22 protein-coding genes and 2 tRNA genes are annotated in these 22492 nt (G+C 58.2%); 4 read left to right on the top strand and 20 right to left on the bottom strand.

Annotated features, from left to right (window positions below; translation table 11 throughout):
- Positions 1-28: 28 nt before the first annotated feature.
- The 9 genes from rimP to rlmE all read right to left on the bottom strand — a co-directional run bounded on the left by rimP (position 29) and on the right by rlmE (position 7093).
- Positions 29-487: a ribosome maturation factor RimP gene (gene rimP, locus HX818_RS01370; protein WP_003235029.1), complete on the bottom strand. Its 459-nt coding sequence runs from the start codon at positions 485-487 to the stop codon at positions 29-31.
- Between the two features lie 140 nt (positions 488-627).
- Positions 628-704, bottom strand: a tRNA-Met gene (locus tag HX818_RS01365).
- Between the two features lie 96 nt (positions 705-800).
- A tRNA-Leu gene (locus tag HX818_RS01360) sits at positions 801-886 on the bottom strand.
- Between the two features lie 21 nt (positions 887-907).
- A complete protein-coding gene (gene secG / locus HX818_RS01355) occupies positions 908-1291 on the bottom strand; it encodes a preprotein translocase subunit SecG (RefSeq protein WP_026078118.1) in 384 nt (127 codons plus the stop codon).
- A 4-nt stretch (positions 1292-1295) separates the two neighbouring features.
- A complete protein-coding gene (tpiA, locus tag HX818_RS01350) occupies positions 1296-2051 on the bottom strand; it encodes a triose-phosphate isomerase (RefSeq protein WP_003212194.1) in 756 nt (251 codons plus the stop codon).
- A gap of 66 nt (positions 2052-2117) precedes the next feature.
- Positions 2118-3455: a phosphoglucosamine mutase gene (gene glmM / locus HX818_RS01345; RefSeq protein WP_177019338.1), complete on the bottom strand. Its 1338-nt coding sequence runs from the start codon at positions 3453-3455 to the stop codon at positions 2118-2120.
- A 16-nt stretch (positions 3456-3471) separates the two neighbouring features.
- Complete coding sequence (folP, locus tag HX818_RS01340) at positions 3472-4323, bottom strand: dihydropteroate synthase (protein WP_177019337.1); 852 nt, start codon at positions 4321-4323, stop codon at positions 3472-3474.
- A gap of 8 nt (positions 4324-4331) precedes the next feature.
- The gene (gene ftsH, locus HX818_RS01335) at positions 4332-6242 is read right to left on the bottom strand and encodes an ATP-dependent zinc metalloprotease FtsH (protein ID WP_008436840.1); all 1911 of its coding nucleotides are present in this window, start codon (positions 6240-6242) and stop codon (positions 4332-4334) included.
- 200 nt (positions 6243-6442) lie between these two features.
- Positions 6443-7093, bottom strand: coding sequence for a 23S rRNA (uridine(2552)-2'-O)-methyltransferase RlmE (gene rlmE / locus HX818_RS01330; RefSeq protein WP_003212203.1), 651 nt, complete (start codon positions 7091-7093; stop codon positions 6443-6445).
- A gap of 105 nt (positions 7094-7198) precedes the next feature.
- On the opposite strand from rlmE, the gene yhbY reads away from it, so the two are divergent.
- Positions 7199-7507: a ribosome assembly RNA-binding protein YhbY gene (gene yhbY, locus HX818_RS01325; RefSeq protein ID WP_003212205.1), complete on the top strand. Its 309-nt coding sequence runs from the start codon at positions 7199-7201 to the stop codon at positions 7505-7507.
- A gap of 8 nt (positions 7508-7515) precedes the next feature.
- On the opposite strand, the gene HX818_RS01320 is transcribed toward yhbY, so the two are convergent.
- From HX818_RS01320 to grpE, 8 genes are all read right to left on the bottom strand, one after another.
- Positions 7516-7920, bottom strand: coding sequence for a hypothetical protein (locus HX818_RS01320; RefSeq protein ID WP_003212207.1), 405 nt, complete (start codon positions 7918-7920; stop codon positions 7516-7518).
- Positions 7921-7948: 28 nt separating this feature from the next.
- The gene (gene greA / locus HX818_RS01315) at positions 7949-8425 is read right to left on the bottom strand and encodes a transcription elongation factor GreA (protein ID WP_003212209.1); all 477 of its coding nucleotides are present in this window, start codon (positions 8423-8425) and stop codon (positions 7949-7951) included.
- Entirely contained in the window at positions 8422-11643 is a 3222-nt protein-coding gene (carB, locus tag HX818_RS01310) for a carbamoyl-phosphate synthase large subunit (RefSeq protein WP_003212212.1), read from the bottom strand. The genes greA and carB overlap by 4 nt, the downstream gene beginning before the upstream one ends.
- 105 nt (positions 11644-11748) lie before the next feature.
- Entirely contained in the window at positions 11749-12885 is a 1137-nt protein-coding gene (gene carA, locus HX818_RS01305; protein WP_003212214.1) for a glutamine-hydrolyzing carbamoyl-phosphate synthase small subunit, read from the bottom strand.
- 259 nt (positions 12886-13144) lie between these two features.
- Positions 13145-13951: a 4-hydroxy-tetrahydrodipicolinate reductase gene (dapB, locus tag HX818_RS01300; RefSeq protein WP_134325716.1), complete on the bottom strand. Its 807-nt coding sequence runs from the start codon at positions 13949-13951 to the stop codon at positions 13145-13147.
- Positions 13952-13961: 10 nt separating this feature from the next.
- A complete protein-coding gene (gene dnaJ / locus HX818_RS01295; protein ID WP_003212219.1) occupies positions 13962-15086 on the bottom strand; it encodes a molecular chaperone DnaJ in 1125 nt (374 codons plus the stop codon).
- 316 nt (positions 15087-15402) lie between these two features.
- Positions 15403-17319 (bottom strand): molecular chaperone DnaK, encoded by a 1917-nt coding sequence (gene dnaK, locus HX818_RS01290; RefSeq protein ID WP_003212222.1) that lies wholly within the window; start codon positions 17317-17319, stop codon positions 15403-15405.
- A 102-nt stretch (positions 17320-17421) separates the two neighbouring features.
- Positions 17422-17982: a nucleotide exchange factor GrpE gene (gene grpE, locus HX818_RS01285; protein WP_003212224.1), complete on the bottom strand. Its 561-nt coding sequence runs from the start codon at positions 17980-17982 to the stop codon at positions 17422-17424.
- Positions 17983-18235: 253 nt separating this feature from the next.
- Here grpE and recN point away from each other — a divergent pair, with 253 nt between their 5' ends.
- The gene (recN, locus tag HX818_RS01280; RefSeq protein ID WP_177019336.1) at positions 18236-19909 is read left to right on the top strand and encodes a DNA repair protein RecN; all 1674 of its coding nucleotides are present in this window, start codon (positions 18236-18238) and stop codon (positions 19907-19909) included.
- Positions 19910-20005: 96 nt separating this feature from the next.
- Here recN and fur read toward each other — a convergent pair whose 3' ends face one another.
- Complete coding sequence (gene fur / locus HX818_RS01275; RefSeq protein ID WP_003212228.1) at positions 20006-20410, bottom strand: ferric iron uptake transcriptional regulator; 405 nt, start codon at positions 20408-20410, stop codon at positions 20006-20008.
- A gap of 98 nt (positions 20411-20508) precedes the next feature.
- On the opposite strand from fur, the gene HX818_RS01270 reads away from it, so the two are divergent.
- The gene (locus tag HX818_RS01270; RefSeq protein ID WP_003212232.1) at positions 20509-21036 is read left to right on the top strand and encodes an outer membrane protein assembly factor BamE; all 528 of its coding nucleotides are present in this window, start codon (positions 20509-20511) and stop codon (positions 21034-21036) included.
- A 62-nt stretch (positions 21037-21098) separates the two neighbouring features.
- Here the strand turns inward: HX818_RS01270 and HX818_RS01265 are convergent, their stop codons facing one another.
- Positions 21099-21413, bottom strand: a complete 315-nt coding sequence (locus HX818_RS01265) for an RnfH family protein (RefSeq protein ID WP_177009217.1) — start codon at positions 21411-21413, stop codon at positions 21099-21101.
- Positions 21406-21840 carry a type II toxin-antitoxin system RatA family toxin gene (locus HX818_RS01260; RefSeq protein ID WP_177019335.1) on the bottom strand — a complete coding sequence of 145 codons (435 nt, stop codon included), beginning with the start codon at positions 21838-21840 and terminating at the stop codon, positions 21406-21408. Before HX818_RS01260 ends, HX818_RS01265 begins: the two co-directional genes overlap by 8 nt.
- 168 nt (positions 21841-22008) lie before the next feature.
- Here HX818_RS01260 and smpB point away from each other — a divergent pair, with 168 nt between their 5' ends.
- The gene (smpB, locus tag HX818_RS01255; RefSeq protein WP_003212238.1) at positions 22009-22491 is read left to right on the top strand and encodes an SsrA-binding protein SmpB; all 483 of its coding nucleotides are present in this window, start codon (positions 22009-22011) and stop codon (positions 22489-22491) included.
- The last annotated feature ends 1 nt before the right edge of the window (position 22492 follow it).

Here is a 22492-nt window from a genome sequence, read left to right as displayed (position 1 = left end):
AAGCCATTGGATCCGCGGGATCCGCGTCTCAGTCAAAACTGGGAATAATGTTGGCCTTGTCGATCATATCGATCGGCAACAGGAACTCATGGTCTTCTACCTGCACCACGACGTCCTGCTCTTCTACACCGCGCAGAAGGCCCTGAAAGTTGCGTCGCCCTTCAAAGGGAGAGCGCAGCTTGATCTTCACTTGTTCACCGGCAAATTTTGCAAACTGATCAATAGTGAACAGTGGGCGTTCCATGCCAGGCGAGGAAACTTCGAGGGTGTATTCAACGGAGATCGGATCTTCAACATCCAGGACACCGCTGATCTGACGGCTGACAATGGCACAATCGTCCACCAGCACGCCGCCCTCTTTATCGATATAAACGCGCAACATTGAGTGGCGACCTTGAGCCGAAAACTCAATACCCCAGCATTCATAGCCTAGGGCCACGACCACCGGGGCCAACAAGGCCTGCAACTCTTCTAGCTTGCTCGACACCTGAACCCCCTCGTGCATGTATGTGCATGCTGTGCAAAATAAAAAAATGGGCGAAACGCCCATCCTTGAAACGCCGTCGAACAGCGGCGTTGAAAGTGTCCAGCTAACAAAAAGCCCCTTAAAAGGGGCTCCGCTAAAACTGGTTGCGGGGGCCGGATTTGAACCGACGACCTTCGGGTTATGAGCCCGACGAGCTACCAGACTGCTCCACCCCGCGACAAAGCTGGGGCGGAAGTATACGACCGATCCCTTACAGGGTCAATGTAACCTTCCACCTACAAGAAAGCCCGCAACAGCGGGCTCTCCTGATAATTGGTACCGAGAAGGGGACTCGAACCCCTACACCCTATGGGCACAACCACCTCAAGGTTGCGTGTCTACCAATTCCACCACCTCGGCAATACAGCGTTTACAACCTTCTTACTTCTGCTCTTGAGCTGGAGGTACGTCAGTCGCTGGAGTAGCCGACTTTTGCTCTTGAAGCACCGGGACATCATCAGAAGCCGGTTTTGCTTTTGGTACTTCCAACACTGCTGGGTTTGGGAGACCTACTTGAGTCAGCACATGAGCTTTCTCTTTAGCAAAGTAACCTAACCCCAAGCTGGTTATGAAGAAACCGGCGGCAAGTATAGCAGTAAACTTACTAAGAAAGGTAGAGGAACCTTGGCTTCCGAACACAGTATTTGAAGCACCTGCCCCGAAAGACGCACCAGCGTCCGCACCTTTACCCTGCTGCAGCAAAACCAGAGCAACTACGCCCAGTGCACCCAGCAGATGAAAAACAACGATGACTGTTTCCAGCATTTTTTCAGTTTCCCGCGGCGCGACAAATCGCACCGAACTCATCTGCATTCAGGGAAGCTCCACCAATGAGCCCCCCATCGATATCCGGCATGCCGAACAGTTCGACCGCATTGGCCGCCTTCACGCTGCCGCCGTATAGAAGCCGCACACCTCGTGCGACCTCAGAATTCTCTGCCGCCAACTGCGCGCGGATGGCTGCGTGCACATCCTGCGCCTGTTGCGGCGAAGCAGTCAGCCCGGTGCCAATGGCCCAGACCGGCTCGTAAGCAATTACTGCATTTGCAAAGGCACCGACTCCCAGCTCCTCGATGATGCTGCCCAGCTGACGCCCGACAACCTCAAGAGTTTTACCGGACTCACGCTGCTCAAGGGTCTCCCCTATGCACAACACCGGAACCAAGCCGCAAGCCTGTGCCGCCGCGAATTTGCGATTGAGTGTCCCATCACGCTCGCCCATGATCTGGCGGCGCTCGGAGTGCCCAACAAGCACCAGGGAACAACCCGCATCAACCAGCTGACTCGGTGCAATCTCACCGGTCAACGCACCTTGCATGGATTCCACCGCAGAGTTCTGCGCGCCGACCTGGATCGACTTGCCTTTCAAGCCATCAATCACTTGATTGATATACAAGCAAGGCGGGAATACCGCGACATCAACACCGCTAGGCAAGGCCAAATGACGAAGGCCATTGATCAGCTCAGCGACACTGGCGCGGGTACCGTGCATCTTCCAGTTACCAGCTACCATAGTGCGACGCATGCTGTACCTCGTCGGTCAAAGTGGGCGCAGATGTTACCCAACCACATCATCACTGGCAAGCCGAATTCAGGCGCAAACTTCAGTTACCAGTTTTGCCAGCTCTTCGGCATAGCCGCGAACCTGTGTTTCGTCCTCGCCCTCGACCATTACACGCACCAAAGGCTCGGTACCCGACTTGCGCAGCAAGACCCGGCCACGCCCCGCCATGGCGGCAGTCACGCGCTCACTGGCCTCTTTGACAGCCGGATGCTCGATAGGGTTGTCACCGCCTGCAAAGCGCACGTTGAGCAGCACTTGCGGGCACTTGCGCAACGCCTGCCGCGCCTGGGCCAGGCTTTCTTCACGGCGACGCAGCGCCAGCAGCACCTGCAGCGCCGCAATGATCGCATCCCCGGTAGTCGTGTGTTGGAAGCAGACGATATGACCGGAATTTTCGCCACCCACCTGCCAATTACGCTCCAGCAGGTCGGCAATCACGTAGCGGTCACCGACATTGGCGCGCACAAACGGGATCCCCAGATCTGCCAGGGCCAGCTCCAGGCCAAGATTGCTCATCAAGGTACCGACGACGCCGCCTTGCAGCTTGTTACGCTCATGCAGGTCACGGGCGATGATGAACAACAGGTCGTCGCCATCGACGATCGCGCCAGTGTGGTCGACCATCAATACGCGGTCGCCATCACCATCGAACGCGATGCCCAAGTCGGCATGCTCAGCCAGGACAGCCGCCTGCAACTGACCCATGTGGGTTGAGCCGCAGTTGTCGTTGATGTTCAGGCCGTTCGGCTGCGCCGACAGTACAGTAACGTCTGCGCCAAGCTCCTTGAACACACTCGGTGCGACTTTGTAAGTCGCGCCGTGGGCGCAGTCGATGACGACCTTCAACCCGGCAAAATTGGTGCTGCTAGGCACGCTGCTTTTGCAAAACTCGATGTAACGGCCGGAAGCGTCGTTAATCCGCGAAACCTTGCCCAGCTTGCTCGATTCGACGACGGTCATCGGCGCATCCAGCAACTCTTCGATCATGTGCTCGATCTCATCCGGCAGCTTGGTGCCCTGGCCGGAGAAGAACTTGATGCCATTGTCATCGTGGGGATTGTGCGAAGCGCTGATCACGATACCGGCCTGAGCATGAAAGGTACGCGTCAGGTAAGCGATCGCCGGCGTAGGCATCGGCCCCAACAGCATCACATCAGCGCCGGCAGCAGACAGACCCGCCTCCAGCGCAGACTCAAACATATAACCCGAGATACGCGTGTCCTTACCCACCAGGATACGGCAGGCCCCCATGCTGCGGAACGCCATGCCGGCGGCCCAGCCCAGCTTGAGCATGAAATCGGGAGTAATCGGGAATTCGCCGACCCGACCGCGAATGCCATCGGTGCCAAAATACTTTTTAGTCATAAGTGCTCCATCATTCTTATTCGGCTGATTCAACCGCTGCGATCATCCGCACTACATCTATCGTCTCGGCCACGTCATGCACGCGCAAGATACGCGCACCCTTGACCACGGCAAGTGCCGCAAGTGCCAGGCCGCCATGCAGCCGCTCACCCACCGGACGATTCAACGCCAGACCTATCATGCTCTTGCGCGAAACCCCGACCAACAAGGGGCGACCAAGGGCATGCAGGGATTCCATATGCTTGAACAGGCTTAAATTGTGCTGCAAGGTCTTGGCGAAGCCAAATCCCGGGTCGAGGATTATCCGCTCGGGAGCAATCCCCGCCGCCGCGCATTGAGCCATGCGCTCGGCAAGGAAACCTTTCACTTCACCGACCAGATTGTCGTAATGGGGGTCGTCCTGCATCGTGCCCGGCTCGCCAAGCATGTGCATCAGACAAACCGGCAGCCCCGTCGCGGCGGCCGCATCCAGAGCGCCGTCGCGCTGCAAAGAGCGCACGTCGTTGATCAACCCTGCACCCAGCCGCGCAGTTTCGCGCATAACGGCAGGGGTCGAGGTGTCGACAGAGATGATGACGTCCAGCTCTTGATGGACGCGCTCGACAATCGGAGCAACCCGTTCCAGCTCCTCCAGGGGAGAAACTGCGCGCGCGCCGGGCCGGGTTGATTCGCCACCGACGTCAATCAGAGTCGCACCGGCAGCCACCATCGCTTCCGCATGGCGCAACGCAACATCAAGCTGACTGAAGCGACCACCATCGGAAAAGGAATCAGGGGTTACATTAAGAATGCCCATAACGTGTGTATGGGCCAAATCAAGAACCCGGCTGCCGCAAGGCAACCGGGTCGAGGACAACGCTGAAGTCATTTCAAACCTTAATGGTCAGCAGCAGGGCCGCCGATCGGGGCTTCAGGGCGTTCGTTCTGTACCACTGGCGGCGTGCCCGAAGTACCCGAACCACCCTCCCAATCGCGAGGCTCGCGAGGCGTACGACCAGCCATGATGTCGTCAATCTGCTCGGCATCAATGGTCTCGTACTTCATCAGGGCATCAGCCATGGCGTCGAGCTTGTCGCGGTTGTCGGTGAGGATCTGCTTGGCCGTGCCGTAGCACTGGTCAATGATGCTGCGCACCTCGGAGTCGATCAGCTTGGCTGTCTCGCCGGAGAAGCTGGCAGCTTGACCACCACCACCGCGACCCAGGAATACTTCGCCTTCTTCCTCGGCATACATCAAAGGACCGAGTTTCTCCGACAGACCCCACTTGGTCACCATGTTCCGTGCAATCTGGCTGGCACGCATGATGTCGTTGGAGGCACCGGTGGTAACACCATCGAAGCCCAGGGTCATCTCTTCGGCGATCCGGCCGCCATACAGCGAGCAGATCTGGCTGATCAAGGCACGCTTGGAGAGGCTGTAGCGATCCTCTTCCGGCAGGAACATGGTGACGCCCAGCGCCCGGCCACGAGGAATGATCGATACCTTGTAGACCGGGTCATGCTCAGGCACAACGCGACCAACAATGGCGTGACCGGCTTCATGATAAGCGGTGTTCTGCTTCTCTTTCTCGGACATGACCATGGATTTGCGCTCGGCGCCCATCATGATCTTGTCTTTCGCCAGCTCGAACTCCTTCATTTCAACGATGCGCTTGCCGGTACGGGCGGCAAACAGCGACGCCTCGTTCACCAGGTTGGCAAGGTCGGCACCGGAGAAGCCTGGAGTACCACGGGCAATCACGGCCGGAGCCACGTCGTCGCCCATTGGCACTTTGCGCATGTGCACTTTCAGGATCTGCTCACGACCGCGGATGTCTGGCAAACCGACAACGACCTGACGGTCAAAACGGCCCGGACGCAGCAAAGCGGGGTCGAGTACGTCTGGACGGTTGGTTGCGGCGATCACGATGATGCCGTCGTTCATTTCAAAGCCGTCCATCTCAACCAGCAACTGGTTAAGCGTCTGCTCACGCTCGTCATGACCGCCGCCCATGCCGGCGCCACGATGGCGACCAACGGCGTCGATTTCATCGATGAAGATGATGCACGGAGCGTGCTTCTTGGCCTGTTCGAACATATCGCGAACACGGCTGGCACCTACACCGACGAACATTTCGACGAAGTCGGAACCGGAAATGGTGAAGAAAGGTACTTTGGCTTCGCCGGCAATGGCCTTGGCCAACAGGGTTTTACCGGTACCTGGCGGGCCAACCATCAGCACACCGCGAGGAATACGGCCACCCAGGCGCTGGAACTTGCCCGGATCGCGCAGGAATTCAACCAGTTCGCCCACTTCTTCCTTGGCTTCGTCGCAGCCCGCAACGTCAGCCAGGGTGGTTTTCACCTGATCTTCGGAAAGCAGGCGCGCCTTGCTCTTGCCGAAGCTCATCGGCCCGCCCTTGCCTCCCGCACCACCTTGCATCTGGCGCATGAAGAACATGAACACGGCGATAATCACCAGTATCGGGAAGCTGGCCACCAGGAGTTGGGTCCAGATGCTCTGCTGCTCAGGCTGCTTGCCTTCGACAACCACGTGGTTATCCACCAGGTCGCCGATCAGGCCATTGTCCTGGATTGCCGGACGGATGGTCTTGAAGCTGTCGCCATCGTTGCGCTTGCCGGTAATCACGTAGCCATCAACCGCTACGCGCTCGACCTTGCCATCCTTAACTTGCTGGATGAAGTCGGAATAGTTGAGGGTCTGCGGCTCGTTAGGGCTGGAGAAGTTGTTCATCACCGTCACGAGGACAGCCGCGATGATCAACCACAGGATCAGATTCTTTGCCATATCGTTCAATTAACTACCCTCTGAAGCAAGCTCCGCTACTGGCGCGTGCTTCGCATGATATTCACCGGCCTAACTTACTACATTACCTACAACTCTGGCAGGCGCCGTCTGTAACCCTTTGTGAAACTTTGACTACACAATATTCGTAAAGCTTCGTGACGAAAGCGATATAAAAAAACCTATCGCCTCCGTCAAATTTCTCAAAAACGCTCTTCACTGGCAGCGCCTTCAATGCCACGGAAGCCGCGACCCAGCAAATACTGCTCGCGAGACCTGTCCCGGGAAGAGTCAGGCTTGCGTGTCTGTACCTTGTCGAACAGTTTGCGGATGTTCTTGTGATACTCGTCGAAGCCTTCACCCTGGAAGACCTTGACCAGGAAGTCACCACCCGGACGCAGTACCCGTCCTGCCAGGTCCAGTGCCAATTCGCACAGGAACATGGCTCGCGGCATATCAACAGCCGGTAATCCACTCATATTGGGGGCCATATCGGAAATCACAAGGTCTACCTGCGAATTTCCGACGGCCTCAAGGATCTGTGCCAGCACTTCGTCCTGGGTAAAATCGCCGTGAACAAAGGTCACGTCAGGGATGCTGTCCATTTCCAGGATGTCGGAAGCGATCAAACGACCTTGTCCACCAATCAGACGACTGGTCACCTGGGACCAGCCACCCGGGGCGGCACCCAGGTCGATAACGCTCATGCCAGGACGGATCAACTTGTCCTTTTCCTGGATCTCCAGCAGTTTGTAGCTGGCCCGGGAACGGTAGCCATCCTTTTGCGCCATTTTGACGTAAGGGTCGTTGAAATGCTCTTGCAGCCACTTAAGGCTAGTTTTGGAACGGGCCACGGGCCACCTCGAAAATAAAACGGGTCGTGATTAACTGGGCGGTCCCGGACTCGCTCGGGTAAACTGGCCGCCGCTTTTTACAAGATCAGACGCAGGGGTCAGATTATGCCGCTCACTCAAGAGCAGAAGAAACAGTACAAATCCATTGGCCACCATCTGAAACCAGTTTTGATTGTGGCTGACAACGGTTTGACTGAAGGTGTGTTAGCCGAACTTGAACGCGCATTGGGCGATCACGAGCTAATCAAGATCAAGGTCAGCATCCTTGATCGCGAGGCGCGCCTGGCAGCTATTGCAGAACTGTGCAAGGCTGGCAAAGCGGACCTGGTTCAGGTCATCGGCAAGATGGCGCTGCTGTATCGCAAGAACTTCAGCGCCAACAAGCAACTGTCGAACGTACACCGCTTCAAGTGAAACAAGGGTCACGGGCGTGCTTCGCACGCCCTGCCACTCCATCCTGGCGCCGGCTGTACAACCAGAACCAACCCGGAAAACCCTAGCACAAGATAGCTGAACAGCTGCCAGCGCAACGCCTCCGGCAGAAAGATGCGCACCACGCAAAACATTGCGCACGCATACAGCGCCATCAACAGCAGTTGCCCGCGAATATCCCGCCACAGACTCCCCAAGCCTTCGGCCTTGATCAGCACCAGCGCCTGAAGCGTCACACACGCCGCTGCAAAACCTACCAGCAACGCGCTTAATAATCCGCTGACCTCATCGATCAGCAACGGTGCCAGGCCAATCAGGCCCAGCGCCGGCAGCACACCAATATGTAACAGCCATAGGCCGCCAACCCAAAGCATCTGGGCAAACTGCCAAAGCATGGCGCCCGCACGAAGCGGGCGCCGTCTTTCAGATGTGACGAACTTCGACAATCTCGTACTCGATCACGCCACCAGGCGTCTTGACGGCCACCACGTCACCCTCCTCCTTGGCAATCAAGGCGCGGGCCAGCGGCGAACCGACGGAGATCTTGCCGAGTTTGAAGTCGGCCTCGTCTTCACCCACGATGTGGTAAACCACGCTTTCGTCAGTCTCGACGTTGGCGATTTCCACGGTGGTGCCGAAAATCACCTTGCCGGTATGCGGGATAGTCGTGACGTCGATAACCACCGAATTCTGCAGGCGGCCTTCGATGTCACGGATCCGTGCCTCGACCATACCTTGCTGCTCGCGGGCAGCATGGTATTCAGCGTTTTCCTTCAGGTCACCCAATTCCCGGGCCGTACCGATGTCCTGGCTCAGCTTTGGACGGACGACCTTGGTCAGGTGGGCGTGCTCTTCTTCCAGGGCTTTTGCGCCCTGGACGGTCATTGGGTATTTGATCATGCCTTCAATCCTGCGTGTAGATCCTGCAAGCGTCGCACGGTTTTTTCAGGACCGAACTTCAGCGCTTCGCAGATAGCTTCGCCAGCAGCAATGGTGGTGGTGCAGTAGATCTTGTGCTGCAAGGCGTTACGACGAATGGAGTAGGAGTCCGCGATCGACTGGCGACCTTCGGTGGTGTTGATGATCAAGGTGACTTCGTCATTCTTGATCATGTCGACCACGTGTGGACGGCCTTCCGTTACCTTGTTCACGCGACGCACTTTCAGGCCGGCAGCCTCGATCAGCTTGGCGGTCCCGGCAGTGGCCACGACTTCGAAGCCCAAGTTGATCAGATCACGGGCCACGCCTGCAACCAGCGGCTTGTCATCATCGCGCACGCTGATGAACGCAGTACCGCCGGTAGGCAGCACTTCGCTGGCGCCCATCTGGGCTTTGGCGAATGCTTCACCGAAGGTATCGCCCACGCCCATCACTTCACCGGTGGACTTCATCTCCGGGCCCAGGATCGGGTCCACACCAGGGAATTTGGCGAATGGGAACACCGCCTCTTTCACACTGTAGAAGTTCGGAATGATTTCCTTGGTGAAGCCGATTTCCTTCAAGGTCTTACCGGCCATCACACGGGCAGCAATCATTGCCAGGGAAACACCGATGCACTTGGAAACAAACGGCACGGTACGCGAGGCGCGCGGGTTGACTTCGATGACGTAGATGTCTTCGCCTTGCAGCGCCAACTGTACGTTCATCAGGCCGACCACGCCCAGCTCCAGGGCCATTTTCTTGACCTGTTCGCGCATCTCGTCCTGGATGTGTGCAGGCAGCGAGTATGGCGGCAGCGAGCAAGCGGAGTCACCGGAGTGAACGCCAGCCTGTTCGATGTGCTGCATGATCGCGCCGATCACCACGTCGGTGCCGTCGCAGACCGCATCCACGTCCATCTCGATGGCGCAGTTGAGGAAGTGGTCCAGCAGCACCGGGCTGTCGTTGGACACTTTCACCGCATCACGCAGGTAACGCTTGAGTTCGTCTTCTTCGTAGACGATTTCCATCGCCCGGCCACCCAGTACGTAGGACGGACGCACCACCAGCGGGTAACCAATCTTGCTGGCCGCGCGGATCGCTTCGTCTTCGCTGCGCACAGTGGCGTTTGGCGGCTGACGCAGGTTCAGGCGCTCAACCATCTGCTGGAAGCGCTCACGGTCTTCGGCACGGTCGATAGCGTCAGGGCTGGTACCGATGATCGGCACGCCAGCAGCTTCAAGTGCGCGAGCCAGTTTCAACGGGGTTTGGCCGCCGTACTGGACGATCACGCCTTTTGGCTTCTCGACACGGCAGATTTCCAGTACGTCTTCCAGGGTTACCGGCTCGAAGTACAGACGGTCGGAAGTGTCGTAGTCAGTAGAAACAGTTTCCGGGTTGCAGTTGACCATGATGGTCTCGTACCCGTCTTCGCGCAGGGCGAGAGCGGCGTGTACGCAGCAATAATCGAACTCGATGCCTTGGCCGATACGGTTTGGACCGCCGCCCAGGATCATGATCTTGTCGCGGCCCGACGGCGCGGCTTCGCACTCTTCCTCGTAGGTGGAGTACATGTATGCAGTGTCGGTGGCGAACTCGGCCGCACAGGTATCAACGCGCTTGTAGACCGGGAAGATGTCCAGCTTGTGGCGATGGGTGCGCAGGTTCTTCTCGGTCACGCCCAGCAGCTTGGCCAGACGCATGTCGGAGAAACCTTTGCGCTTGAGGCGGAACATCAGGTCGCGGTCGATGGAGGACAGACCGAGGGTCTTGACCTTCTCTTCTTCCTTGATCAGATCTTCGATCTGCACCAGGAACCACGGGTCGATCATGTTCATGCCGAAGATGTCTTCGACGGTCATGCCGGCGCGGAAAGCATCGGCCACGTACCAGATACGCTCGGCACCCGGCACGGTCAGCTCGCGCTTGAGCACGCTCATGCTTTCCGGGTTGCTCAGGTCGAGCTTCTCGTCCAGGCCGCAAACGCCCACTTCCAGGCCGCGCAGGGCTTTCTGCAGGGACTCCTGGAAGGTCCGGCCGATGGCCATGACTTCACCAACCGACTTCATCTGAGTGGTCAGGCGGGCGTCGGCTTTCGGGAATTTCTCGAAAGCGAAGCGTGGCAGCTTGGTGACGACGTAATCGATCGACGGCTCGAAGGAAGCCGGTGTTGCGCCGCCGGTGATTTCGTTCTGCAGCTCGTCCAGGGTGTAACCGATCGCCAGCTTGGCGGCGATGCGCGCAATCGGGAAGCCGGTAGCTTTCGATGCCAGCGCCGAAGAACGCGATACACGCGGGTTCATCTCGATCACAACCATGCGGCCAGTGTCCGGGCAGATGCCGAACTGGACGTTGGAGCCACCGGTTTCCACGCCGATCTCACGCAATACCGCCAACGAGGCGTTACGCATGATCTGGTATTCCTTGTCCGTCAGGGTCTGTGCTGGCGCAACAGTGATCGAGTCACCGGTGTGCACGCCCATCGGGTCGAAGTTTTCGATCGAGCAGACGATGATGCAGTTGTCCTTCTTATCGCGGACAACCTCCATCTCATATTCTTTCCAGCCGATCAGGGATTCGTCGATCAGCAGCTCTTTGGTCGGAGACAGGTCCAGGCCGCGGGCGCAGATTTCTTCGAACTCTTCACGGTTGTAAGCGATACCGCCGCCGGTGCCGCCCATGGTGAAAGACGGACGGATGATGCACGGGAAGCCCAGGCGCTCAAGGACCGCGTTGGCCTCTTCCATGCTGTGGGCGATACCGGAACGCGGGCAATCAAGGCCGATGGACTTCATGGCCTTGTCGAAACGCGAACGGTCTTCAGCCTTGTCGATGGTGTCGGCATTGGCGCCAATCATCTCTACGCCGAACTTCTCCAGGACGCCTTCGCGCTCCAGGTCCAGTGCGCAGTTCAGGGCGGTCTGGCCACCCATGGTTGGCAGCAGGGCGTCCGGACGCTCTTTCTCGATGATCTTGGCAACGGTCTGCCACTTGATCGGCTCGATGTAGGTGGCGTCGGCCATGTCCGGGTCGGTCATGATGGTGGCCGGGTTGGAGTTCACCAGGATGACGCGGTAGCCCTCTTCGCGCAGGGCCTTACAGGCCTGGGCGCCGGAGTAGTCGAATTCGCAGGCCTGGCCGATCACGATCGGGCCAGCGCCGAGAATCAGGATGCTTTTTATGTCTGTACGTTTTGGCATGGGTTTGTCACTCAAATCCGCAGGTCAGTCGGCAAGCCGTCTTGAACAATCTTTGAAGAGCCCGAGGGGGCCGCCGGTTTCCCGGGCCGCCCTCAGGCCGCTCAGTTAGCGTCGCTTGGCCATCTCATTGATGAAACGGTCGAACAGCGGCGCTACGTCGTTCGGGCCCGGGCTTGCTTCAGGGTGGCCCTGGAAGCTGAACGCGCTCTTGTCGGTGCGCTCAATACCTTGCAGGGAACCGTCGAACAGCGACTTGTGAATCGCCCGGACGTTGCCCGGAAGCGTCGCTTCATCTACCGCAAAACCGTGGTTCTGGCTGGTGATCATCACGACGCCGGTGTCCAGGTCCTGCACCGGGTGGTTGGCACCGTGGTGGCCGTGACCCATTTTCAGGGTCTTGGCGCCGGAAGCCAGGGCCAGCAGCTGGTGGCCGAGGCAGATGCCGAACACCGGGATCTCGGTTTCCAGCACTTCCTTGATCGCCTTGATGGCGTAGTCGCAAGGCTCCGGGTCACCCGGGCCGTTGGACAGGAACACGCCGTCCGGCTGCAGGGCCAGTACGTCGTTGGCCGGGGTCTGCGCAGGCACCACGGTCACGCGGCAACCGCGCTCGACCAGCATGCGCAGGATGTTGTGCTTGATACCGTAGTCGTAGGCCACGACGTGGTACGGCAGTTCGGAAGCTTCGATGGTCGCGTGGCTGTCGGTCTTCAAGTCCCAGACGGTGGAGCGCCACTCGTACGTTTCCTTGGTGCTGACGACTTTCGCCAGATCCATGCCTTTCAGGCCAGGGAAACCTTGGGCCGCTGCAATCGCTGCTTCTTCGGAGATGTTGTCACCGGCCATGATGCAGCCGTTCTGCGAGCCTTTTTCACGCAGGATGCGTGTCAGGCGACGCGTATCGATACCGGCGATCGCCACAACGTTGTTGGCTTTCAGGTAATCGGACAGGGACATCGTGTTACGCCAGTTGCTCGCTACCAGTGGCAGGTCACGAATGACCAGGCCAGCCGACCAGACACGATCAGACTCGGCGTCTTCCGGTGTAGTACCGGTGTTGCCGATGTGCGGATAGGTCAGGGTAACGATCTGTTGGGCGTAGGAAGGATCAGTAAGGATTTCCTGATAGCCGGTCATGGCGGTGTTGAACACCACCTCTCCAACGGTCTGACCGTCGGCTCCAATGGCTTCGCCGCGAAAAATGCTGCCATCAGCAAGGGCGAGTATGGCTGGCTTAGTCAAGAAGACCTCCCGTAAATAAAGCCTGAAAGGGCGATCGCAGGTTGTAAAAAAGCGGAGTGACGTATGGACACGTCACCCCGCTTCTTCACTGAATTATTCTGCGCGCTTTTAGTGGACACACTAAAGCTGTAGCTTACAGAAAAAGGCTTTTTTGGTCCACCGCTAATGAGCCTTAAAGGCAGGGGAATGCGACAGGACGTCGCCTAGCGGGTAAAAACGGGGCCTCAGCATATTCCTGAGACCCCGTTTTAGCTACTTCTTAATGCAGGTCCAGCACGTCGCGCATGTCGTACAGGGCCGGCGTACGACCCTCCAGCCACAGCGCCGCACGTACGGCACCCTTGGCGAACGTCATGCGGCTAGACGCCTTGTGGGTGATCTCAAGACGCTCGCCCTCGGTTGCGAACAGCACGGTGTGATCGCCCACCACATCACCGCCGCGAACGGTGGCAAAACCGATGGTGTCGTGGGCGCGGGCACCGGTATGGCCTTCGCGGCCATACACCGCCACCTTTGACAGGTCACGACCCAGGGCATCGGCAATCGCCTCGCCCATACGCAATGCCGTACCGGACGGCGCATCGATCTTGTGCCGGTGATGAGTCTCGATGATCTCGATGTCAGCCTCATCACCCATCACCCGCGCCGCCATGTCGAGCAGCTTCAGCGACAGATTGACGCCGACGCTGAAATTGGCCGCGAACACGATTGGAATATCCTTGCCCGCCTCCACCAGCAGCTGCTTTTGCTCGGCGCTCAGGCCCGTTGTGCCGATCACCATGGCCTTGCCCGCCTTGCGGCAGAACGCCAGGTTTTTCAGCATCACGTCCGGCAGGGTGAAATCGATCAGCACGTCGAACTCGTCGGCAACCTGCTCCAGATTGCCGGACAACGAAACGCCGATCCGCCCCAGGGACGCCAACTCACCGGCGTCCGCACCAATCAAGGTGCTGCCGGGACGAACAATCGCCGCCGTCAGCCCGGAGGCCGGCGAGCGCGCCTGCACGGCCTCGACCAGGGTCTTGCCCATGCGCCCGGCAGCGCCCATCACCGCGATACGTCGCATACTCACTTCCTTACAGGTCGCCGAAGAAGCGCTTCACGCCTTCGAACCAGCCGGTGGTCTTTGGCGAATGAGTGTCATCGCCGGCCAGGGAGCTGCGGAACTCTTCCAGCAGTTCGCGCTGACGACGCCCCAGGTTCACCGGCGTCTCTACCGCCACACGGCACATCAGGTCACCAGCACCGCCACCGCGCACCGGCGCAACGCCTTTGCCACGGATACGGAACTGCTTGCCGGTCTGCGTACCCTCAGGGATCTTCAGCTTGACCCGACCGTCCAGCGTCGGAATCTCAAGCTCGCCACCCAGGGCCGCATCGACAAAGCTGATCGGCACTTCACAGAACAAATGCTTGCCGTCGCGCTGAAAGATCGAGTGCTCGCGCACATTGATCACCACGTACAGGTCGCCCGTCGGGCCGCCCTGAGTGCCCGCCTCGCCTTCGCCCGACAGACGAATGCGGTCGCCGGTGTCAACACCCGCCGGCACTTTCACCGAGAGGGTCTTGTACTCTTCGACACGCCCTTCGCCGTGGCACGAGTCGCACGGATCGGAAATGATCTTGCCCTGGCCGTGGCAGCGCGGGCAGGTTTGCTGCACCGAGAAGAAGCCTTGCTGCATGCGTACTTGGCCGATACCGCCGCAAGTCGGGCAAGTGATCGGCGAGGAGCCTTTCTTGGCGCCCGAACCGTCGCACGGCTTGCAATTGACCAGCGTCGGAACACGGATATTGACGCTGGTGCCGCGCACCGCTTCTTCCAGGTTCAGTTCCAGGGTGTAGCGCAGGTCGCTGCCACGCTGGGCACCGCCACGCTGGCCACCGCGGCCGCCGCCAAAGAAGTCGCTGAACACGTCGCCGAAAATATCGGAGAAGTTCTGCCCGCCGAAACCGGCACCGCCGCCACCCATGCTTGGGTCGACACCGGCATGGCCATACTGGTCGTAAGCGGCGCGCTTGTTCGGATCACACAGGCATTCGTAGGCCTCATTGGCCTCTTTGAACAGCTCTTCGGATTCTTTGCTATCCGGATTACGGTCCGGGTGGTGCTTCATTGCCAGGCGACGGTAAGCCTTTTTCAGGTCCGCCTCGCTGGAGCCGCGCTCCACACCCAACACTTCGTAATAGTCACGCTTTGCCATAAGTCTTTGCACTCTTAAGGACGTCCGGCAAAACCCTCCTGAGCCTTGCCAAACTCGTTGAGCCCCAATACAGGCCCGGACCCAACTCACGTCAATTCAACGATCCTGGTCGTTACTGCTTTCAACCGGAAACCGGCCAAAAACGCGGTGACTGTCGTCCGGAAAGCAGGAGCATTCCCGATCACACCGCCAGCATCCGAGCGTTGTCGCATGCTGTAAAAATTCGCGTACCCCAGACACGCCAACGCGGGAGCAAGCTCCCGCGCGGCGACATCCTACCAGTCACCGCTTGTGAGCGGTCAACCGGGCGACCAAGTTACTTCTGGTCTTTGACTTCTTCGAACTCGGCATCGACAACGTCGTCGTGCTTGGCTTCAGGTTCTGCCTGGTGTGCAGCACCGTCAGCCGGCTGGCCTTGTTCGGCGTACATTTTCTGAGCCACTGGCGCAGAGACTTTCGACAGCTCTTCAACCTTGGCTTCGATAGCAGCCTTGTCGTCGCCTTTAACGGCGGCTTCCAGGGCAACTACTGCGGCTTCGATTGCAGTTTTCTCTTCAGCAGTCACTTTGTCGCCAGCATCAGCGATCATTTTGCGAGTCGAGTGAACCAGTGCATCACCCTGGTTACGGGCAGCGGCCAGTTCTTCGAACTTGCGGTCTTCGTCAGCGTTGGCTTCAGCGTCACGGATCATCTGCTGGATTTCTTCCTCGGACAGACCCGAGTTAGCCTTGATCACGATCGACTGAGTCTTGCCGGTGGCCTTGTCTTTGGCGCCTACGTGCAGAATGCCGTTGGCGTCGATGTCGAAGGTCACTTCAATTTGCGGCACGCCACGTGGTGCCGGTGGAATCTCGGCCAGGTCGAACTTGCCCAGGGACTTGTTCTGACCGGCTTGCTTACGCTCACCTTGCAGCACGTGAATGGTCACCGCGCCCTGGTTGTCGTCGGCAGTCGAGAACACTTGCGATTTCTTGGTAGGAATCGTGGTGTTTTTCTCGATCAGCGCAGTCATCACGCCGCCCATGGTTTCGATACCCAGGGTCAGCGGGCTTACGTCCAGCAGCAGAACGTCTTTCACGTCGCCGGCCAATACCGCGCCCTGGATGGCAGCACCCATGGCAACTGCTTCGTCCGGGTTCACGTCTTTACGCGCTTCTTTACCGAAGAACTCGGTAACCAGCTTCTGAACCAGTGGCATACGGGTCTGACCGCCCACCAGGATCACGTCGTTGATCGCGCCAACGTCGATACCCGAGTCTTTCAGCGCAATGCGGCAAGGCTCGATGGTGCGTTGAACCAGGTCTTCTACCAGCGCTTCCAGCTTGGCGCGGGAGATTTTCACGTTCAAGTGCTTAGGACCGGTAGCGTCTGCAGTGATGTACGGCAGGTTCACGTCGGTCGAATTGCTCGAAGACAGTTCGATCTTGGCTTTCTCTGCGGCTTCTTTCAGGCGCTGCATGGCCAGCGGATCACCCTTGAGGTTCATGCCGCTTTCTTTCTTGAATTCGTCAACGAGGTAGTCGATCAGACGAATGTCAAAGTCTTCACCGCCCAGGAACGTGTCACCGTTGGTGGCCAACACTTCGAACTGGTGCTCGCCATCGACTTCAGCGATTTCGATCACGGAAACGTCGAAGGTACCGCCACCCAGGTCGTAAACGATCACAGTGTGGTCGCCCTTGGCCTTGTCCATACCGTAGGCCAGAGCGGCTGCGGTTGGTTCGTTGATGATACGTTTCACGTCCAGGCCAGCAATGCGGCCGGCGTCTTTGGTCGCCTGGCGCTGGCTGTCGTTGAAGTAGGCCGGAACGGTGATCACCGCTTCAGTCACGGCTTCACCGAGGTAGTCTTCGGCGGTTTTCTTCATCTTTTTCAAGATTTCAGCCGAGATTTGTGGCGGCGACATTTTCTGGCCGTTCACTTCAACCCAGGCGTCACCGTTGTCAGCCTTGGCGATTTTGTACGGGACCATCTTGATGTCTTTCTGTACGACTTCTTCGTCGAACTTACGACCGATCAGACGCTTCACCGCGTACAGGGTGTTATGCGGATTGGTCACAGCTTGACGCTTGGCGGACTGGCCCACCAGGATTTCGCCGTCGTTGGCATAAGCCACGATGGACGGAGTGGTGCGTGCGCCTTCGGCGTTTTCAATAACTTTGGATACGCCGTTTTCCAGCACGGAGACGCAGGAGTTGGTAGTCCCCAGGTCGATACCGATAATTTTGCCCATGATTTACTCTCCCGAAACTTAGATTTTTTTGCCGCAGCAGTGGTGGCTAACTGCGGCAGTACTTAAACGCTTGACTTATAGATGGGGCCGTTACGACTTATTTCAAGCCTGCTCATCAATAGAAGGTGCAACCGGTGCAGGAGCCTTGCTCACCACAACCATTGCCGGGCGCAGCAAGCGACCGTTGAGCTGGTAACCCTTCTGGAACACCTTCAATACGCTGTTCGGCTCAAGATCAGCGTTTTCCTGCATCGCCATTGCCTGGTGATGCTCGGCATTGAACGGCTCGCCGCCTTGCGGATCGATGGCTTCCAGCTGATAACGCTTCAGGGTGTCCTGGAACATTTTCAGGGTCAGTTCGATCCCTTCGCGCATTGGGCGGATGTTTTCGTCGTCCGGGTTGGACAGCTCAAGGCCACGCTCCAGGCTGTCAATGATCGGCAACAGATCACCGGCAAATTTTTCCAGGGCGAATTTGTGAGCTTTTTCTACATCCTGCTCGGCGCGGCGGCGGACGTTCTGCAGATCGGCGGCAACACGCAACGATTGATCCTGTGCGCCTGCCAATTGCTCTTCGAGCACTTGCACACGAGCGGCCAGGTCTTCACCTGCGGCCTGGTTGGCGTCTGGATTTTGCGTATCCTGCGTCTGTTCGTCAGCCATAGATTTCTCCTTTCAAAATCATGCGCGAACTCGACTCGCGCTTCTGTTCCGGTATATGGGGCCACAATTTTCAGGTTCAAGGGTTGAAGCGTTACCAAAAGTCTTTCACTTGTCCTGGATCAATTCTTATCAATCATTCCCTGTTGCGCTTAAAAAGCCAGTTATTCAAGCAAATCGGACTAAGCATCAGGATTGTCACCTCCAAACAAAACACTGTATAAATAACCAGACCTAAAGCCTGGGAGCGGCCGTCATGCTGGTGCACCTGTCCGTACATAACTACGCCATCGTTGAACATCTGGATCTTGAACTGGATCGCGGGATGAGCGTAATCACAGGCGAAACCGGCGCCGGCAAGTCGATCATGCTCGACGCCCTGGGCCTGACCCTGGGTGATCGCGCCGACAGCGGGGTGGTACGCCCGGGCGCCGACAAGGCCGATATCCTCGCCACCTTTGACCTGGCCGATATCCCGGAAGCCGAGGCCTGGCTTGCCGAGCGCGACCTTAACAATGAAGGCCCGTGCATCCTGCGCCGGGTGATCACGGCCGAAGGGCGCTCCCGCGGCTATATAAATGGCACGCCCTGCCCGCTCGGCGATTTGAAAGCCCTGGGCGAACTGCTGATCGATATCCACAGCCAGCATGAACACCAGTCCCTGCTGAAAACCGACACCCATCGCCGACTCCTCGACGAATACGCCGGTGCCACCGATCTTGCGCGCCAGGTGCAATTGGCTGCGCAGCGCTGGCGCCAGACCCGCCAGGAGCTGGAGCGCCTCTCCAACTCCGGCGACGAGCAGCGCGCCCGTCACCAGTTACTCAGCTACCAACTGGAAGAACTGGAAAGCCTGGGGCTCGGCGAGACGGAACTGGAGCAACTGGAACAGGAACACAAGAACCTGACCAACGCCGAAACCCTGCTGGGTATCTGCCGGCAAGTGGTGGAGCAGTGCAGCGAAAGTGATTCCGGCAATGTGCTCAACGCCCTGACTGCAAGCCTGAACCGACTGTCCAGCGTGAATAACGCATCAGGCTCGCTGAACGAAGCCACCACCTTGCTGACCAGCGCGCAAATCCAGGTAGAAGAAGCCGTGGGCGAACTGAACCGTTTCCTCGATCACTTCGATGCCGACCCAGCCCGCCTGCAGGATATAGAAGAGCGCCTGGACACCATCTACACCCTGGCGCGCAAACACCGGATCCAGCCGACCGAAGTCGCAACCATGCAGCAAAAGCTGCTGGATGAAATTGAAACCCTGAACGCTAATGACGAATCCATCGAGCGACTGGGTGAAGAGCTGGCGTCGTTTGCTCGCCATTATCAAGAGAAAGCCCGAGAACTCAGCGACCTGCGCCATCAGGCAGCGACCGGCCTGGCCAGCGCGGTGGAGCAGGAAATCCAGCGCCTGGGCATGCCCGGCGGGCGCTTCACCATCGAGTTGCACACCAACACCAGCAATGAGCTGCTGCCCAACGGCCTTGAACAGGTAGAACTGCTGGTCAGCGCGAACCCGGGCCAGCCACTCAAGGCACTGGCAAAGGTAGCTTCCGGCGGCGAGCTGTCGCGGATCAGCCTGGCGATTCAGGTGATCACCGCCCAGACCTCTCGCGTGCCAACACTGGTATTCGATGAAGTGGACGTAGGGATCGGCGGCCCGACTGCCGAGATCGTGGGCCAGTTGCTGCGCCGGCTGGGCGATCGCGGCCAGGTACTGACCGTCACCCACTTGCCACAAGTAGCCGCCCAAGGGCATCAGCACTTGTTCGTGCACAAGGTGCGAGTCAGCGATGCGACCCATACCGCCGTGTCCAAGCTGAACAAGACCGAACGGGTAGAAGAAGTGGCGCGGATGCTCGGCGGCATCGACTTGACCAAGGAGTCCTTGGCTCACGCGAAGAAAATGGTGGTAACCGCGAAGGCCTGAAGCCTGGCTTACTGAGTATTTTCTTTCTATAGAAAGCACGAAGGCGACCCTAGGGTCGCCTTCGATCGTTTCGCAGAGCGAATCTGCGTAGCTTTCTTACTTTTTCTTACGTATGTAGAGAACCAGATTGTGGTCCACCAAATCGAACCCATGCTGCTCAGCGATCATGTGCTGGAGCTTCTCGATTTCCGGACTGGTGAACTCGATAACCTCATTGGTATCCAGGTCAACCATGTGGTCGTGATGACCGCCGTCGGCCAATTCGAACACTGCATGACCGCCGTCGAAATTATGACGAACCACCAGTCCTGCTGCTTCAAACTGGGTCAGAACACGGTAAACCGTGGCCAGGCCGACGTCCTCGTTAGACTCCATCAGCGCCTTGTATACATCCTCGGCACTCATGTGGCGCTGCTCAGCAGAATCGAGCATTTGTAGAATCTTGACTCGTGGCAGAGTCACTTTAAGACCGGCTTTGCGTAGTTCGCTATTTTCAACCATGGTTAGCTTTCTCGCGGATGCTGCTTCGCAGCTTCTCTTAATACGGGTATGATCGGCGTTTACGTTGTCCCAGCCAAGATAGTGGAAGTCGCCCACCGATGCAAAACACCAAGCTCTTGCTAACCAGTTTCACCTTTGTGGGACTGCTCGCACTCGCCGGTTGTTCATTCCCCGGGGTTTACAAAATCGACATCCAGCAGGGCAATGTCGTCACGCAGGACATGATAGACCAGTTACGCCCGGGAATGACCCGACGGCAAGTACGGTTTATCATGGGCAATCCCCTGCTGACCGACACATTCCATGCCGATCGCTGGGATTATCTCTATAGCATCCAACCTGGTGGCGGTGAACGCCAGCAGGAGCGGGTCAGTGTCATCTTCAATGGCAATGATCAGCTCGTCAGCCTGTCGGGGGACTTCAAACCGGGCGTAAGCCGCGATGAAGCCTTGCTGGGCAAGGACAACGGCACCACCGCTCCTGCGCCCGCGCAGAACGAGGAGAAGCCCAAGTCCGAGGTACCGGCCAAGCCCGGTTCCTTGCTGGACGAGATCCAGAAAGGCGTCGACGGCGTACAAACCGTTCCGGTGCCGACTCCAGAACCCCTGGATGCCAGCCCGCAATAAGTTTGCAGCGCTCGATAAAAAGCCCGGCATGCCGGGCTTTTTGTTGCCTGCTGTTTCGCAAGCTATGAATTCTGCTGTTTTGCCTTGGCGGCCTTGGCCGCACGCAAACGACGTATCTCCATCGGATCTGCCAGCAATGGCCGATAGATCTCGATTCGGTCTCCAGCCTGCACCACACGCACGTCAGCGTCTGCCACCACCTTGCCGAAAATCCCCAAGGGGCAATCCTGCAGATTCAGCTCCGGAAATTGCGCAGCCATCCCCGAGCCCAACACTGCGGCCCTGAGGGTTGAGCCCGGCGCTACTGCCAGGCTCATCAACACCTGGCGATCCACCGCGGCGTACACCACCTCGATTTCAACCAATGGCTCAGCCATGCATTTGCTTGGCGCGCTGGCAAAACGCGTCCACCAGAGTATTCGCCGCCTGATTGAACAGTGGCCCCAGGGTGGCACGCACGATAGGGCCGGCATAGTCGAACGACAGGTCCAGGCTGATCTTGCAGGCTTTCTCGTTCAACGCCTTGAACACCCACACACCGTGCAACTGAGTGAACGGACCTTCTTCGAGATTCATCTCGATGGACTGCCCGGGCACCAGCGTGTTGCGCGTGACAAAGTGCTGGCTCAAGCCGCCCTTTGCCACCCCCACGCTGGCAACCATGTGCTCATCACTGTTCTCCAACACCTCGGCAGTCGAACACCAAGGCAGGAACTCCGGGTAACGCGCCACGTCGTTGACCAGGTCATAGAGCGCCTGTGCCGGATAAGGCAGCAGGGCCGAACGTTGAATATGCGTCGTCATGTGAGCGTTATTTCCACAGCTGAGCGGCAAACATCGCGAAAGGACAACAGGATTCGCGAAAGAAAAAAATCAAAAACCAGCCTGCATTGTCCGGGATTCATTCAACACGCTCAAGCACGCAGGTTGACCGTAGCCGACGCGCTCGCAACTCCCTATAATGCCGCCCCTATGGCTAAACAAAAGAAACACCCAACAGGGACCATCGCGCAAAATAAAAAGGCGCGACACGATTACTTCATCGAACATCGTTTCGAGGCTGGTCTGGTCCTGGCCGGCTGGGAAGTAAAAAGTCTGCGTGCCAGCAAGCTGCAGCTGGTCGACAGTTATGTGCTGCTCAAAGACGGCGAGGCATGGCTGCTCGGCAGTCATATCACGCCGCTGATGACCGCGAGCACCCACGTGATCGCCGACCCGGTGCGCACGCGCAAGCTGTTGCTCAATGCCCGCGAGCTGGAAAAGCTCCACGCGGCCGTGCAGCAAAAGGGCTACGCCTGTGTCTGCCTGTCGTGGTACTGGAGCAAGCACCTGGTCAAGTGCGAGATCGCACTGGGCAAGGGCAAGAAGGAATACGACAAGCGTGATACCGAGCGCGAGCGCGATTCCAACCGGGAATTGCAGCGTGCCGTGCGCAACAAGGGCAAGGAAGACTGAC

The organism is Pseudomonas sp. F9001 (genome assembly GCF_013385435.1).
Taxonomy (GTDB): Bacteria; Pseudomonadota; Gammaproteobacteria; order Pseudomonadales; family Pseudomonadaceae; genus Aquipseudomonas.
This window is presented reverse-complemented; position numbering and strand designations above follow the sequence as displayed.

Coding starts and splice junctions, on each gene's coding strand:
- tpiA (WP_003212194.1), bottom strand. CDS start 2,051: ATGCGTCGCACTATGGTAGCTGGTAACTGGAAGATGCACGGTACCCGC.
- dnaK (WP_003212222.1), bottom strand. CDS start 17,319: ATGGGCAAAATTATCGGTATCGACCTGGGGACTACCAACTCCTGCGTC.
- carB (WP_003212212.1), bottom strand. CDS start 11,643: ATGCCAAAACGTACAGACATAAAAAGCATCCTGATTCTCGGCGCTGGC.
- dnaJ (WP_003212219.1), bottom strand. CDS start 15,086: ATGGCAAAGCGTGACTATTACGAAGTGTTGGGTGTGGAGCGCGGCTCC.
- fur (WP_003212228.1), bottom strand. CDS start 20,410: ATGGTTGAAAATAGCGAACTACGCAAAGCCGGTCTTAAAGTGACTCTG.
- greA (WP_003212209.1), bottom strand. CDS start 8,425: ATGATCAAATACCCAATGACCGTCCAGGGCGCAAAAGCCCTGGAAGAA.
- HX818_RS01270 (WP_003212232.1), top strand. CDS start 20,509: ATGCAAAACACCAAGCTCTTGCTAACCAGTTTCACCTTTGTGGGACTG.
- yhbY (WP_003212205.1), top strand. CDS start 7,199: ATGCCGCTCACTCAAGAGCAGAAGAAACAGTACAAATCCATTGGCCAC.
- glmM (WP_177019338.1), bottom strand. CDS start 3,455: ATGACTAAAAAGTATTTTGGCACCGATGGCATTCGCGGTCGGGTCGGC.
- recN (WP_177019336.1), top strand. CDS start 18,236: ATGCTGGTGCACCTGTCCGTACATAACTACGCCATCGTTGAACATCTG.
- HX818_RS01265 (WP_177009217.1), bottom strand. CDS start 21,413: ATGGCTGAGCCATTGGTTGAAATCGAGGTGGTGTACGCCGCGGTGGAT.
- HX818_RS01320 (WP_003212207.1), bottom strand. CDS start 7,920: ATGCTTTGGCAGTTTGCCCAGATGCTTTGGGTTGGCGGCCTATGGCTG.
- ftsH (WP_008436840.1), bottom strand. CDS start 6,242: ATGGCAAAGAATCTGATCCTGTGGTTGATCATCGCGGCTGTCCTCGTG.
- folP (WP_177019337.1), bottom strand. CDS start 4,323: ATGACTTCAGCGTTGTCCTCGACCCGGTTGCCTTGCGGCAGCCGGGTT.
- secG (WP_026078118.1), bottom strand. CDS start 1,291: ATGCTGGAAACAGTCATCGTTGTTTTTCATCTGCTGGGTGCACTGGGC.
- dapB (WP_134325716.1), bottom strand. CDS start 13,951: ATGCGACGTATCGCGGTGATGGGCGCTGCCGGGCGCATGGGCAAGACC.
- HX818_RS01260 (WP_177019335.1), bottom strand. CDS start 21,840: ATGACGACGCATATTCAACGTTCGGCCCTGCTGCCTTATCCGGCACAG.
- smpB (WP_003212238.1), top strand. CDS start 22,009: ATGGCTAAACAAAAGAAACACCCAACAGGGACCATCGCGCAAAATAAA.
- grpE (WP_003212224.1), bottom strand. CDS start 17,982: ATGGCTGACGAACAGACGCAGGATACGCAAAATCCAGACGCCAACCAG.